This is a genomic window from Streptomyces sp. NPDC057950, from assembly GCF_042887295.1.
GTDB classification, from domain to species: Bacteria; Actinomycetota; Actinomycetes; order Streptomycetales; family Streptomycetaceae; genus Streptomyces; species Streptomyces kaempferi.
On record NZ_JBHVPP010000008.1, the window covers coordinates 52472 to 67075 of the forward strand.

Annotated in this window: 13 protein-coding genes; 11 read left to right on the forward strand and 2 right to left on the reverse strand. The window is 70.2% G+C overall.

The genetic code is table 11. The features are described 5' to 3' along the window. Nucleotides 1–292: 292 nt before the first annotated feature. The 11 genes from ACFVTC_RS15665 to metK all read left to right on the forward strand — a co-directional run bounded on the left by ACFVTC_RS15665 (nt 293) and on the right by metK (nt 10625). Nucleotides 293–1657 carry a TrpB-like pyridoxal phosphate-dependent enzyme gene (locus ACFVTC_RS15665; protein ID WP_385081534.1) on the forward strand — a complete coding sequence of 455 codons (1365 nt, stop codon included), beginning with the start codon at nt 293–295 and terminating at the stop codon, nt 1655–1657. A gap of 54 nt (nt 1658–1711) precedes the next feature. Further along, nucleotides 1712–2692 (forward strand): DMT family transporter, encoded by a 981-nt coding sequence (locus tag ACFVTC_RS15670; protein ID WP_390127154.1) that lies wholly within the window; start codon nt 1712–1714, stop codon nt 2690–2692. A gap of 200 nt (nt 2693–2892) precedes the next feature. Continuing rightward, entirely contained in the window at nt 2893–3585 is a 693-nt protein-coding gene (locus ACFVTC_RS15675) for a LuxR C-terminal-related transcriptional regulator (RefSeq protein ID WP_390127156.1), read from the forward strand. A 365-nt stretch (nt 3586–3950) separates the two neighbouring features. After that, on the forward strand, nt 3951–5402 hold the full coding sequence (locus tag ACFVTC_RS15680) for an AMP-binding protein (RefSeq protein ID WP_390127158.1): 1452 nt from the start codon (nt 3951–3953) through the stop codon (nt 5400–5402). Continuing rightward, nucleotides 5399–5659 (forward strand): acyl carrier protein, encoded by a 261-nt coding sequence (locus tag ACFVTC_RS15685; protein ID WP_390127160.1) that lies wholly within the window; start codon nt 5399–5401, stop codon nt 5657–5659. The genes ACFVTC_RS15680 and ACFVTC_RS15685 overlap by 4 nt, the downstream gene beginning before the upstream one ends. A gap of 47 nt (nt 5660–5706) precedes the next feature. Beyond that, nucleotides 5707–6084 carry an ectoine synthase gene (locus ACFVTC_RS15690; protein ID WP_148015058.1) on the forward strand — a complete coding sequence of 126 codons (378 nt, stop codon included), beginning with the start codon at nt 5707–5709 and terminating at the stop codon, nt 6082–6084. A gap of 20 nt (nt 6085–6104) precedes the next feature. Continuing rightward, nucleotides 6105–7271 (forward strand): acyl-CoA dehydrogenase family protein, encoded by a 1167-nt coding sequence (locus ACFVTC_RS15695; RefSeq protein WP_390127162.1) that lies wholly within the window; start codon nt 6105–6107, stop codon nt 7269–7271. Between the two features lie 25 nt (nt 7272–7296). After that, complete coding sequence (locus tag ACFVTC_RS15700) at nt 7297–8016, forward strand: transglutaminase family protein (RefSeq protein ID WP_390127164.1); 720 nt, start codon at nt 7297–7299, stop codon at nt 8014–8016. A gap of 116 nt (nt 8017–8132) precedes the next feature. Further along, nucleotides 8133–8651 (forward strand): hypothetical protein, encoded by a 519-nt coding sequence (locus ACFVTC_RS15705; protein WP_390127166.1) that lies wholly within the window; start codon nt 8133–8135, stop codon nt 8649–8651. A 24-nt stretch (nt 8652–8675) separates the two neighbouring features. Further along, nucleotides 8676–9374, forward strand: a complete 699-nt coding sequence (locus ACFVTC_RS15710) for a nucleosidase (RefSeq protein WP_390127168.1) — start codon at nt 8676–8678, stop codon at nt 9372–9374. A gap of 39 nt (nt 9375–9413) precedes the next feature. Further along, nucleotides 9414–10625, forward strand: coding sequence for a methionine adenosyltransferase (gene metK / locus ACFVTC_RS15715; protein ID WP_390127170.1), 1212 nt, complete (start codon nt 9414–9416; stop codon nt 10623–10625). Nucleotides 10626–10738: 113 nt separating this feature from the next. On the opposite strand, the gene ACFVTC_RS15720 is transcribed toward metK, so the two are convergent. Continuing rightward, entirely contained in the window at nt 10739–12103 is a 1365-nt protein-coding gene (locus ACFVTC_RS15720) for an acyltransferase (protein ID WP_390127171.1), read from the reverse strand. Nucleotides 12104–12260: 157 nt separating this feature from the next. Continuing rightward, a complete protein-coding gene (locus ACFVTC_RS15725; RefSeq protein WP_390127414.1) occupies nt 12261–14402 on the reverse strand; it encodes a zinc ribbon domain-containing protein in 2142 nt (713 codons plus the stop codon). Nucleotides 14403–14604 lie beyond the last annotated feature (202 nt).

Sequence of the window (14604 nt, forward strand, 5' to 3'; positions counted from 1 at the left end):
TGGCTGGGAGGGTTCATGCCCGTCCGTCTCCGGAATACCCTCGAATGCGGGTGGCCAAGCGGGTGGGGACATGCTTGTACCACATGGCCGGCCGGGAGGAAAAGGTCTGTCGGGCTTCGTCCCGCTCTCTCGTGACGTTCCATTGTTTTCCCTACCACCTGCCTGCCGAGGTATCCGGCCGGTGGCTGCGGCGGCCAGAATTCATTGTCCGGAGGCGGCCTGCAGGTGTGGTGACACAAGAGCCCGGCGGTCGCGTGGCCGGAGTGACGATTCAACGCGCAGAGAGGCAGCCATGATAGAGCCGGTACGGTTCGAGCTCAGCGCCCGGGACATTCCCGAGACCTGGTACAACATCGCCGCCGACCTCGACTATGTGGCGCCGGTGTTGAGCCCGGCGACCGGTAAGCCGGTCACACGTGACGAGATGACCCGCACCATGCCGGAGGCGCTGGTCGACCAGGAGCTCAGCAGGGAAGCCGAGTTCGAGATTCCCGGAGAGGTGCGGCAGTTCTACGCCCGGTGGCGGCCGGCGCCGCTGCTGCGTGCCCGTGGTCTGGAGAAGGTTCTGGACACGCCGGCGCGGATCTACTTCAAGTACGAGGGTGTGGCGCCGACCGGCAGCTTCAAGCCGAACTCCGCGATCCCGCAGGCCTACTACAACAAGCGCGCGGGCCGTACCGGTCTCATCGCGGAGACCGGTGCGGGCCAGTGGGGCAGCGCGGTCGCGTTCGCCGCGTCCCTGTTCGGCATGGACGCCAAGGTGTTCATGGTGAACGTGAGCTTCCAGCAGAAGCCCTACCGGCGGGCGCTGATGGAGACCTTCGGGGCGAGCTGCACGCCGAGCCCGAGCATGGAGACCGAGGCCGGGCGTGCGGTGCTGAAGGAGAACCCGGACCACCCGGGCAGCCTGGGCATCGCCAAGTCCGAGGCGCTGCAGGTCGCCTTCTCCGACCCGCGCTGGGGCTACACCCGCGGCAGCGCGCTCAACCACGTGTGTGCGCACCAGACGGTGATCGGGCAGGAGGCGCTCCTGCAGATGGAGATGGCCGGGGACTACCCGGACATCGTGGTCGGCTGCGCGGGCGGCGGCAGCAACCTGGCCGGGCTGTCGTTCCCGTTCCTGCGGGCGCAGTTGCACGGCGGGCCCAAGATCCGGTTCATCGCGGCCGAGCCGGCCGCGTGCCCCTCGCTCACGCAGGGGCGGATCGCCTACGACTACTCCGACACCGCCGGGCTGACCTCGCTGACCCGCACGCACACGCTGGGCCACCAATTCGTGCCGCCGTCGGTGCACGCGGGCGGGCTGCGGGCGCACAACATCGCTCCGCTGGTCAGCCGGGTCGTGGAGGAGGGCCTGATGGAGGCGGTGGCGCTGCGTCAGCGTGACTGCTTCGAGGCCGGTGTGCTGTTCGCCCGTACCGAGGGCATCGTGCCCGCTCCCGAGTCGACGCACGCGATCCGCGGCGCGGTCAACGAGGCGATCCGGTGCCGTGAGGAGGGCGTGGGCAAGACCATCCTGTTCGGCCTGTCCGGGCACGGGAACTTCGACCTGAGCGCCTACGACCGTTATCTGTCCGGCAGTCTCGCCGACGACAGCATCGACCCCGGCGCCCTCGAGCACGGGCTGGAGAGCATTCCCAAGCTGGTGAACGCCTGACGCAGTCCGGGCCGCCCGCAAGCAGGAGCACAGGAGAAGGGACGGGACGATCCCGTGAAACGTGTCAGCGCCGTGCAGTTCGTGGTCCTGGGGGTCATCTGGGGCTCCAGTTACCCCCTGATCAAGGTCTCCGGCGAGGGGCTGAACCCGGGGCAGCTGGTGCTGGCCCGGCTGGTCCTGGGGGCGGTGGTCCTGATCGGCATCGGTGCGGTGACGGGCGCGGGGCTGCCGCGCTTCGGCTTCGTGTGGGTGCACATCACCGTCACGACCGTGCTGGGCATGGTCGCGCCGTTCCTTCTCCTCGCCTGGGGCGAGCAGCACACCAGTGCCGCCATGGCCGGTGTGCTGACCGGCGCGACTCCGCTGCTGACGCTGGCGCTGGCCACCGTGCAGCTGCGCACCGAGCGGGCGACGCTGCGCCGCAGTGCGGGGCTGACGCTCGGCTTCGCGGGCATCGTGCTCGCCATCGCGCCCTGGAACGGTGCGACGGGCACCGCGGGCGGTGAGATGGCGTGTCTGGCGGTCGCCGTGATCTACGCGGGGCATGCGGTGTTCGTCCGCAAGTTCCTGTCCGACCGCGGTATCCCCCCGATGTCGTCGGCCAGTGCGCAGGTTCTGGTGGCGCTGGTCATCCAGGCGGCGCTGCTGCCGTTCCTGGGCTGGCGCACCCCGTCGTTCACCTGGTCGGTCTCCCTGAGCATCGTGCTGCTGGGGGTGTTCGGCACGGGGCTCGCCTATGTGCTCTACAACCGGCTGATCGCGGACATCGGTGCGACCGGTGCCTCCGCGGTCAACTACCTCGTGCCGTTCATCAGTCTGGTGGTCAGCGCCGTCTTCCTCGGGGAGCGGTTCAGCTGGAACGTGCCGGTCGGCGGTGCGGTGATCGTGGTGAGCATCCTGCTCGGCGAGAACCAGCTGTCGCGGCTGGGGCGGCGTCCGGTCGTCACCGGTCCCGAGCCGGAGTTCACGCCGGCCGCGGTGGCCGTGGGCGCCGTGCAGGCGCAGCCCGCGGGTGAGGCGGGGCGCGTCCCCTGACCGTGCGGGCGCGCCGCGGTGCCGCCGTGCGGGGCGAGGTCCCCGTGCGCAGGCGGCGGGCCGGGCGCTGCCGGTCGCGGTGGGACGGATCCGGTGCGCGGCGCGCACAGCCGGGTGCGCGCCGGGACCGGCGCGTTCACGAGCCGGGGCACCTGTGGTCCCGGTGCCTCATCCAGGAAGTTTGGAGGTTGATGTCGCAGATGGCCGCCACCGATTCCCCTACCCGGCCGATCCGGATCGCCGTTCTGGCCCGCCGGCCGCTGCTCGTCACGGCGCTGCGTGCCCTGCTGGGCGCGGAGGCGGAGCTGGAGGCGGTCGGGGTGGCCGATTCCCGGCCGCAGCTGCTGCGTCTGCTGGACGAGCAGGAGCCGCGGGTCGTGCTGATCGACGACTCGGATCCGGGCTGGGAGACCGGTGACATCCTGCGTGCGGTCGCCGGGCGGGCCGGCGGGGTGGCGGTGGTGGTGCTCGTGGACCAGTGCGTGGACGAGACGGCGCTGGAGTATCTGCGGGCCGGGGCGGACGGGTTCGTGCCGCTCGACGCGGCGCTGAGCGAGATCGCCACCGCGATCCGCGCGGTCTCGGACGGGTACGCCGTGCTGCCGCCGCCGCTGACGCGCCGGCTGGTGGATCTCCTGGTCCGGCGTGGGCCGGCGCAGGTGGTGGTGCCGCAGGTGTCGACGCTGACGTCGCGGGAGCGGGAGATCTTCGATCTGATCGCGGCGGGCATGTCCAACGGCGAGGTCGCCCAGGCGCTGGTGCTGAGCGAGAAGACCGTGAAGTTCCATGTGTCCAACCTGCTGCGCAAGCTCGGTGTGCGCAGTCGTGCGCAGGCCATCGTCCGTGCGTGGGACCGGGGTGTTCTGGCGGGCCCGCAGGGCGGGGGTTTCTAGTGCCGCGGCACTGAGACCTGTCGCGGAAACGGGTGTGGGATTTCCTGCGGTACAAGTGTCACCGCTGTTGTGACGGATGCTCGTCGAAGGCGGTCCGGACCGGTTTGAATTCACGGTCCGTGCCGTCCCGATGAGTTTTTCTGTTTTCCGGGAAAGGGCAGCGATAATGCGCCCGAGACGCCTGTCACGGTTTATTCACCGCGCCCGTACAATCCGGTCCTGATACAGGTCCAAAGAACGGGTACAAAACCAGGCCGCTAGTCCGAAGAAATCGGCTGGGCGACACCCTCAGAATGTTCGTGACGGTATATCCGGTCGGAGGACTCGAATGCTCGGGTCCATCGATTTTCGATCAATGGGGAGTCATGTCCAGATCGGTGGCGGCGGACGTCGCAGTGCGTGCGAGGCAAAGCCCGGACGATCCGGCGCTGCTGTTCGGCGGCGGGCCGGACGAGGTCGTCACGTATGCCGAACTGGTCGGGGCGGCGGAGCGGATCGGTGCCGAACTGGCCGGCCGGTATCCCGACACCCGCCGCCCGCTCGCGCTCCAGGCGTCGAAGTCGACCGTGGCGATCGCCACGGTCCTGGCCTGCATGCGGGCCGGACGGCCGCTGCTGCTGGCCTCCACGGAACTCGGCCGGGAACTTCTGGCCGAGCTGGTCGGACGCAGCGGCTGTCAGGCCGTACTGGGTGTCGTCGAGGAGCGTCTGACGCACCGTCCGGTGGCCGGCGACGCGCAGGGCGGGCCGGTGCTGCCCCAGGACACCAGCCTGCTGCTGACGACGTCCGGTTCCACCGGCGTCCCCAAGCTCGTTCCGCTGGGCGGGGCCGGCGTCGACGCCTTCACCTCCTGGGCGGGCAGCGCGTTCGCGCTCGGCACCGGTACCCGGGTGCTGAACTTCGCCCCGCTCAACTTCGACCTCACTCTCCTGGACGTCTGGGGGACCCTGCGGCACGGCGGCTGTGTCGTACCGGTCGACCACGACCGGGCCGTCGACACCAAGTACCTGCTCGAACTGCTGGCGAGCACCCGGCCGCACGTCGTGCAGGCGGTGCCGATGTTCTTCCGTCTGCTGACCGAGGCGGGTACCGCCTCCGAGTTCCCGGGTGTGCGTGAGCTGCTGCTGACGGGTGATCACGTGCCGCGGTCGGTGCGGGCCGGACTCGCCCGGCTCTTCCCGGCGGCGCGGCTGCACAACGTGTACGGCTGCACCGAGACGAACGACAGCATGATCCACACCTTCTCCGCCGCCGAGGCGGCCGACCGGGAGGTGCTGCCCCTGGGCAGTCCGCTGCCGGGCGTACTGGTGGACGTGGTGGCCGACGGAGAGGTGCTGCGGGGCGCCGGCAGCGGCGAACTGCTGGTCTCGACGCCGTTCCAGACCGCCGGGTACCTCGGCGAGGCCGGGGCGAAGGACCGGTTCGTCGTGCGCGGTGACCGCGTCTGGTACCGCACCGGCGACGTCGTCACCCGCTCCGCCGGCGGTGAACTGGCCCTGGTGGGCCGCACCGACTCGCAGGTCAAGGTGCGCGGTGTGCGGATCAACCTGGAGGAGGTCGAACGGGTCCTCCAGGGCCACGGAGGGGTCGCCGAGGCGGCCGTGGTGGCCGTGCCGCACGCCGTCTCGGGACGCGCACTGCACGCGTTCGTCCGTCGCAGCGACGACGCGGTGACCGGACTGCAGCTGCGCAGCTACTGCGCCGCCAAGGTCAACCGGGCGGCCATTCCCGCCGCCTTCCATCTGATGACCGACCCACTGCCGATCGGGCCCACCGGCAAGGTGAGCCGTCGCCTCCTCATGGAGAAGATCGAATGACCATCCAACGCGACATCACCGCGCACATCGTGGCGGAGTACCTGCCCGGCACCCCCGTCTCGGAACTGGACCCGTCCTACGACCTGCTGGAGAACGGGGTGATCAGCAGCCTGGATCTGCTGCGGCTCATCGAGTGGCTGGGTGACCGCTTCGACATCCCGTTCGCCGACCTGGAGATCTCCCCGGACGACTTCCGGTCCGTCTCGGCCGTCGAGAAGGTCGTCCGCCGCTACGCGGGCGTCACCGCTCCCGAGTAACCCCCCGCTCCCCCGCACGTCCCCACCCAGGAGAAAGAAAGGAAACCATGTTCATTCGCGAGAAGTCGCAGGTCACACCGGTCGAGTGGGGAAGCGGTCCGAGTCACCGCCTCCTGGTCGAAGCGGACAACATGGGCTTCGGCATCTGCCACACGGTCGTCCGCGCGGGCACGAAGTCACGGCTGCAGTACCGGCGCCACCTCGAGGCGTGCTACTGCATCTCCGGCTCGGGCCGCGTCGAGGCCGCCGACGGCAGCGTCGCGCAGGACCTGACCCCCGGTGTGCTGTACGTCCTCGACGAGCACGACGCCCACTTCCTGATCGCCTCCCCCGACCAGGACATGGAGCTGGTCAGCGTCTTCAACCCGCCGCTGAGGGGCGACGAGAGCCACGCGCTCAGCGACGAAGCCTTCTCCCAGTACTGAGGATCGGAATCTCCCCCGTCATGATGCGCTGGAGCGAGGAACAGCAGGAACTGCGTGAGGCGATCGGCGCCGTGGCCGCGAAGCTCGGCGCCGACCACCTGGAACGCGACCAGGCCGGCACGTTCGACCGGGACGGCTGGCAACGACTCAAGGACGTCGGCCTGTTCGGGCTGCCGTTCGACCCCCGGCACGGGGGTCTCGGCAAGGACCTGCTGACCACCGTCCACGTGCTGGAGCAGCTCGGCCACGGATGCCAGGACTCCGGGCTGAACTTCTCGGTCTCCACCCACATGGTCAGCACCGGTGTCCCGCTCCAGCGGTTCGGTTCGTCGGCGCTCAAGGCCCGCTACCTGCCGGAGATCTGCGCCGGCACGATGATCGGCGCGCACGCCATCACCGAGCCCTCCGGCGGTTCGGACGTGATGGGGATGCAGACCACCGCCGTCCTGGACGGCGACGACTTCGTCCTCAACGGAAGCAAGTCGTTCATCAGCAACGCCTCGATCGCCGACGTGATCGTCGTCTACGCCCGTACCGGCGCGCCCGGTGATCTGGCCGGGATCACCGCGTTCCTGGTGCGCCGGGACTCGCCGGGCCTGTCGGTCGGCAACCCCATCTCGAAGATGGGGCTGCGCACCTCACCGCTGGCCGAGGTCTTCCTGGACGACGTCCGGGTCCCCCGCGACCACGTGGTCGGCAGCAAGGGCGCCGGGTTCCTCATCTTCGACCACGTCATGAAGTGGGAGATCCTGTGCGGCTTCGGGATCAACGTCGGGGAGATGCGCCGGCGCCTGGAGCGGTGCGTGGAGTACGCCCGCACCCGCACCCAGTTCGGCTCGGTCATCGGCGCGAACCAGTCGGTCGCCAACATGATCGTCGAGATGCGGATCGACCTGGAGACCTCGCAGAAGTGGATCTACGACACCGCCGAGAAGGTGCAGTCCAAGGCCGACGCCGCCGCTGACGTCGCGATGACCAAGCTGGTGGTGAGCGAGGCGAACGTGCGCTCCGCGCTGAACGCGATCCAGGTCTTCGGCGGTTACGGCTACGTCAGCGAGTACGGCGTCGAGAAAGACCTGCGGGACGCCGTGGGCGGGCGGATCTACTCCGGCACCTCGGAGATCCAACGCCAGCGTCTGGCCACCCTCATGGGCCTGAACCGTCCGCTCAGGCCCGCGCAGGCCTGAGGATCTGGAAGGAATCCCGAGAAACATGGCAGAGACCACCGGTGCCGCCGCTGCGGCCGGCACCGCCACCGAGACGGCCACCCTGGCCGCGACCGAGTTCCTGGACCACCGCTCGCCCACCGTCCGCGCGTTCGTCGACAAGACCCTCGCCCGCGCGAAGGAGAGCGAGACACAGACCCAGAAGGCGACAGCCCTCTACTACGCCGTCCGGGACGGCATCACCTACGAGGTGTACGGCGCCGATCTGACCCGGCACGGCCTGAGCGCGACCGGCGTGCTGGAGAAGGGCTTCGGGTTCTGCGTCCACAAGTCCATCCTGTACGCGGCCGCGCTGCGTGCCGTGGGCATCCCGAGCCGCGTCTACTACGGCGACGTGCGCAACCACCTCGCCTCGCCGCGGCTGCGGGAGCTGGTCGGCGGGGACGTGTTCCGTTTCCACAGCCTGACCGTGGTCAACCTCGACGACCGGTGGGTGAAGGCGACCCCGGTCTTCAACAAGCTTCTCTGCCGGCTCTACAAGATCAAGCCGCTGGACTTCGACGGCCGCACCGACAGCCTGTACCACCCGTTCGACGAGGACGGGCGGCAGCACATGGAGTTCATCCACGAGCACGGCTCCTTCGACGACGTGCCCTACGACCTGGTGGTCGGCGGGATCCAGCAGGCGCACCCGCAGCTGTTCGCGAGCGCGCACACCACCGTCTCCGGATCGCTGGCCGACGAGGCCGCGACCGCGACGGTCTGAGACGGCGTCCGGTGCGGCCCCACCCGGTCTCCCCCGCCGGGCGGCCGCACCGGACCGCCCACACCCACGCACCCGCACCCGCACCCGCACCCGCACCCACAGGAACGGAGATCGCTGTGTCGGCAGCGGCAGGAATCGTCGACGACCTCACCGGATACGCCGAGTACGCCGGCTGGTCGCACACGCTGCACCGCAGCCGTCCCGGAGGGCACCTGGTGCTGCCGGGCGCCTACCTGAAGTGGTACGACATCCGCGGCGCGGAACAGGAGGCGACGCCCGCGGTGAGCGACCGGGCGCGGGTGTTCCTGCGGGCCGAGGAGGCGGCCGGACGGCTGGCGTTCCGCAAGGAGTTCGGCTACGTGCTGCTGCACCGCTGCGGCGAGAACCACTTCATGCAGGTCTGCGTGTGGCGGGACCGCAACGAGCTGGTCCAGGCGATCTACGCCGACACCGGCGGCGGCTTCCGGCCCTACGAGCAGGAGCCCGGCCTGCAGCTCGCCGCCCAGGACGTCGTCGAACTGGACGTGACCGGGCACGAGCGGCGTGCCTGGTCGCGCTATCTGCGATCGGCGCGTGACACCGCCGCGAAGCGGGCCTACCTCGACGACTTCGACGCCGAACGCCCGGTGGGCTGACACTTGCGAAAGGCAGGAAGCGCCGTGTCCCTTCACCCGGTCACCGACCACGCGTTGTGCCCCCGCCTCCTCGGTGAGATCCGCTCCGACCGGCCGCTGATCGTCGCGGCCGTGGAGGAGGAGGCCGCCCGCCTGGACGGCCGGTTCCCCCTCCTGGTCACCGGGATGGGAAAGGTCAACGCGGCGGCGGCCCTCGCCCTCGCCCTGTCCCGGGGCGAGCGCCCCGGCGAGATCGTCAACCTGGGCACGGCCGGGGCGCTGAAGGAGGGCCTGTCGGGCCTCCACGAGATCTCCCGGGTCGTCCAGCACGACCTCGACACGGCCCTTCTGCACAGGATCAGCGGCCACGTCTACGGTGCTCCCCTCACCGTCGGCGCGGGCCGCGGGCCCACCCTGGCGACCGGGGACACCTTCGTCACGGACTCCGCCGTCCGTGAACGGCTCGCCCTCGAAGCCGACCTCGTCGACATGGAGGGGTACGCCGTCGCCACCGTGGCACAGCACCTCGGCATCCCCGTACGCCTCGTCAAGTTCGTCAGCGACAGCGCCGACGAGGACGCACGCACCACCTGGCCCGAGGCCCTCGACCACGCCGCCGGGATCCTGGCCGGCTGGGTCGACAAGCACGTCCCCGCACCCCGCACGCCCCGCCGTCTGCCCCGCCGCACCCGCACGTCCGTCACCTTCACCGTCCACCCGCTGTCAGCGCCCCACGCCGCATAGGGCTGCACCGCCGACAGCCCCCGCACCCAAGGGAGCGCTGTGTCTCATCGCCTGTTCACTTCGGAGTCCGTGACAGAGGGACACCCCGACAAGATCGCCGACCAGATCAGCGACACCATTCTCGACGCCCTGCTGCGCCAGGACCCCACCTCGCGCGTGGCCGTGGAAACACTGATCACCACCGGTCTGGTGCACGTAGCCGGCGAGGTCGCGACCACGGCCTACGTGCCCATCGCCCAGCTCGTCCGCGACAAGATCCTGGAGATCGGCTACGACTCCTCCGTCAAGGGCTTCGACGGCCTGTCCTGCGGGGTGTCCACGTCGATCGGCACGCAGTCCCCCGACATCGCCCAGGGCGTCGACTCCGCGTACGAGAAGCGCGCCGGGAACGGGGAGAGCGACGACCTGGACCAGCAGGGCGCCGGCGACCAGGGCCTGATGTTCGGCTACGCGACGGACGAGACGCCGGAGCTGATGCCGCTGCCGATCCATCTGGCGCACCGGCTCTCCCACAGGCTGTCGCAGGTCCGCAAGAACGGGACGATTCCCTATCTGCGCCCCGACGGAAAGACGCAGGTCACCATCGAGTACGACGGCGACCGGGCGGTCCGGCTGGACACCGTCGTCGTGTCCTCCCAGCACTCCGCGGACATCGACCTGGACTCCCTCCTCGCCCCCGACATCCGGGAGTTCGTGGTGGAGCCGGAGGTGCGGGCGCTGGCGGACAACGGCATCAAGCTGGACACCGAGGGCTACCGCCTGCTGGTCAACCCGACCGGCCGCTTCGAGATCGGCGGCCCGATGGGCGACGCCGGCCTGACCGGCCGCAAGATCATCATCGACACGTACGGCGGCATGGCCCGCCACGGCGGCGGCGCCTTCTCCGGCAAGGACCCCTCCAAGGTCGACCGCTCGGCCGCGTACGCGATGCGCTGGGTCGCCAAGAACGTCGTCGCCGCGGGTCTCGCCTCGCGCTGCGAGGTCCAGGTCGCCTACGCCATCGGCAAGGCGCGGCCGGTCGGCCTGTTCGTGGAGACCTTCGGCACCCACACGGTCGACGTCGACCGGATCGAGAAGGCCATCGACGAGGTCTTCGACCTGCGCCCGGCCGCGATCATCCGCGACCTCGACCTGCTGCGCCCGATCTACGCGCAGACCGCCGCCTACGGCCACTTCGGCCGCGAGGGCGACGACTTCACCTGGGAGCGCACCGACCGCGTCAACGCGCTGCGCACCGCCGTCGGCCTCTGAGGGCTGTCGGGGAGAGCGCGTCACGACGCGCCCTCCCGCAACGCGCGGGGGCCCGGCATCCGCGGGGATGCCGGGCCCCCGCGCGTTCCCTCGGGGCGGGCCGGGGAGGAGGTTCAGGCGTGGGGCGCGTACGCGTGCAGCCGCTTGGTCCACTCCGGTGCGAGCAGCGCCTGCGCGGCCCTGCGCGGGACGCTGAAGTGCACGTCCCGGCTGTGGTCGTCCAGCGGCGTGGGGGTGATCAGCAGCGACCACGGCACGGGGCTGGCGGGGAACTCGAACCAGAACGGGCGTCCCGCGCCGAAGTCGATCTCGTAGACGGGCAGCCGGCTGACGTTGTTGACCGCGACGGTTCCCCCGAAGGCGTCCAGGGCCATGCGGCTCAGGACGAGGTGGGTGCGGCGGGCGTCGCGCTGGGCCTGCAGGAAGGCGACTTCGTCGCGGACCCGGTCGGCGGTGACGCCGTCGACGGCCCGGCGGACGGCCGCGCCAGTGTCGGCGAGGGAGGCGGCGCGCAGTTCTCCGGCCGGCAGGGCCGGGGTGACGTTGCTGACGGCGTTGCCCCAGTATCCGTCGGGCAGGGCCGCGCGCAGGGCGGAGCGCAGGCCGACGACCATGCCGAGCCGCTCCACGCTGTCGTCGGGGCGCGCCCGCAGCTCGGCGAGGACCTTCCACAGGTGGGCGCTGAGGGCGTCGCCGCTGGAGACCCGCAGGCCGCTGCCGGCGAGCCCGGCGCGGGCGTGCTCCTTCAGCGCCCGCACCTCGTCGGCGGCGAAGCGCAGCGTGATGGTACGCACGCGCCGCGCACCGGCGTTGACCCGGAGGATGAAGCGGGCCTTTTGCGGTCCGGACACCAGGGCGTACTGGGTGCTGTGCCGGGCGGCGTCCGGCGCGGCGCCCTCCGCGACACCGTCCAGGAGCGTGCGGGCGAACGGCGCCGCACGGTGCTCCTCACCGTGGTGGACGCGCGACCAGTGCCGCAGGAAGTCGAGGTATCCCGCGCCGTCGACGATGCTGTGGTTGATCGCGACGCCCAGGACCGAACCGCCGCCGCGCATATGGGTGACCCGCACGGTCAGCAGGGGGGTGTCGTGCCCGACGATCCGGAACGCGCTGGCCTTGTGGACGTAGGAGCCGATGTCGTCCTTGGCCGAGCGGCCGAGTCCGTACGCGGGCATGGGCCGGTCGCTGTGGCTCTCGGTGAACGGGACGCCCGCGTCCTCGCAGACGACGCTGAGCCCGCGGTCGTCGTCACGGACCAGCCGTCCGGTCAGCAGCGGGTAGTGCCGCAGGGTCGCGGCCAGCGAGGCGCGCAGCGCCGCGGTGTCCAGCGTCCGGCGGTAGTAGAAGGTGCGCGGGGTCGCGAACGTGCCGGTCATGAGGTCGTAGACACCCAGGCGCACGCGCTCCGCGCTCGCCGCGCCGGCCCGGACGGTGACGGTGTGGTGCCGTGTCCGGGACGCAGCTGAAGAGTTGGTCACTGTGCCTCACTGAAATCGGCCTGCGGGCGCGCCTGTTGGCCTGACACTCCAGCGTTCCGCGGACCGGGCGAGGAAATCCCTAGTCCTCTTCCGTGGATCGTCCCGGTGGGCGCGCGGACACCCAACAACCTTGCGCGAAGCCGGTTTTGGTGGATCCCTAAGAGTCATCCTGTATTGGGATGCCCGCCAACCGGTTCTCGTGCAGGTGGACTTCCGCTGTTGGCGGCGTCTCCTGTGCGAGCGGCTGTTCCGACGTGGGCCTTTGGCCGCATGGTTGCGGGTCGGGTCTCATTCGGGGTGGGCCGGTCCGGGTCGGGGGTGTTGTGTCGAGCAGAGGCCTGCGGCCGGGGGATCTCGGTCGTGCGGGCTGCCGCGTGGGTACGCCCCGGGTGAGGAGGGCACCGCGCTGCGGTTGACTCGACAGGGCTTCTTGCAGCCCTGGTGAGAACAGTATTTGTGTGGTGCGGGCCTGGACAGTGTCCAGGCCCGCAGTGCTGGGGTCGTTGGGGTCGGTGAGCCGGACATGCGCGGCAAGCGCGGCGGAGACCATGTCCCGGTCTGCGGTGAAGCCGCACATCGGGCAGGTGTGGATCCGGTCGGCCAGGGTTTTCCGCACGTCGGCGCCACACAGGCATCGCTGGGACAGCCTGGTGGTGAACGTTGATGCCCGCAGGAGGCGGCCGCCAGCCCTCTCGCATTCACGGTCGATCGCGGTGATGAGTCTGCCGGGGGTGGTGGCCTGCAGGGCTTTGCCCCACAGCCGGTACCAGGTGCGGATGTCGCAGTCCTCGACGACCAGGTTGGCGCCGTGACCGGCGACAATCTGTTCGGCGATGCGTCGGGCACGGTGGTCTTTCGCCACGGCCGCGGTCGCGGCGGTTTCGGCGAGCCGGGCCCTGCCCAGGCGGTAGCCGGCTGAGAGAGTATCCCGGCGGTAGGCCTGCTCCGGCACGCCGGCCCTGTTCGCCGCCCGAGCGCCCCCAGGTGTCTCGACGTGCCGTCCCGGGAGCCCGGCGGCGCCACGTCGCACTGCCCTGTCTTGCTGGCGTTTCGACGGGCTGAACTGGCCGGGGTTGGTGGCGCGCCGGGACCGGTCGAGGGCACGCTTGCGGCCGCGTTCCTTGCGGCGGGCTTTCTCGAGCTCAGCCCGCTCGTCAGGGGTAAGCATGACGCGGGTCGCGTGCACATCTGCGTCTGCGGGGTCGAAGGTGTCAGGGAGGGAGACGATGGAGAGGTTGGTGACGTTGCTATCGATCCCGCCGACTCGCTTGAGGCTCACCGCGGCGGCCCTTCGCGCCTGGGCGGCTGGTGACGCGTATCCGCCGGACATGATCATCAGGTGCGCTTCGTACGCCCACCCGCCCGGCGCGGATGCGTCGCGGCGACGGACTAAGTCGACCTTGTGCCACGCTTCCGGATTTCCGAGGAAGTGCAGCAGACGTGGCCAGCGGCCGGCACCCGCAGGCAGCCGGACTGGAAGAACGATGTCACCGCGCACCGAGTCGACGCCTCCCGTGAACACGAGGACGAGAGGTCCGATATGGTCCCACCAGGTCGCGGCCCGCGTCTTCAGCCGGCCCTTCGCGGTGACTTCACCAGTAACGGCCCCCGAGGGCCGGACAGGCACGGGCATTCGCCGCGGCTGCGCGAGAACACTCGTCGTTGGCATCAGCCCGGCCGCCTGTTCTGGCGTGATGACGGCCTGGTCGAGGTTCCGGTGCCGGTAAGTGTCCAGGTGCCCGGCCAGGGTGCCATGGAGGCGGAACGTCTCCCACTTCCTCGCCGTAGTGTGAGAGCGGGCCCGGCCCGGGATGCGGCTGTACTCCCACCACACGCCGGTCCTCGGACGCCCGGCCCGGCGGCCGGACGCGTCCAGAAACAGGTGCCTGCTGACGCCTTGCCACACTTCGTCCGCTTGATGCATCACCAGGGCCTTCGTTACATGATGCCCAAGGTATCGGGAGCGTTCCATGTGACGGTACCCGCGACGTTCCATGCCTTCCCGCGAGAGGCCGAGCTCAGCCCGCCACGCTCTCGCGTCAGCCTCCCGGCGGACATCGCCGGCCCAGTACGCATCAACGGCATCCCGTGCGTCGCGCTGCAGGGCACGCTTCACCGACCACATCGCCGAGAACAACTGCACCACACGGTGTCGACCCTCGGGCCGGCTCACGTCCAGCGGGAGTCGGACGACCGCGAGTTCGGTGTCCTCACCACGCGTCCACCGCGTGCCCTTGTTCTTCCCCCGGACCTTGCGGGGAAAGGCTCCGTCGGAAGTTGGTGCCGCGCCGAGCAGCATAGTGCTCACGGCATACCTCCTTTCGTTCACGGCAACAACGGCATTCAGTCTGGAACTTGGCGGCTCCGACAAGGAAGGCCAAAGCTACAACGGACCGCCGACAACGGGATCACGACAACGCACCGGGCGGGGTTCTACGCTGCACGCATGTGCTGGCTCTGGCCCACTGCGCCAGCAGGGAACTCCGGGTCCGCAGGCGCAG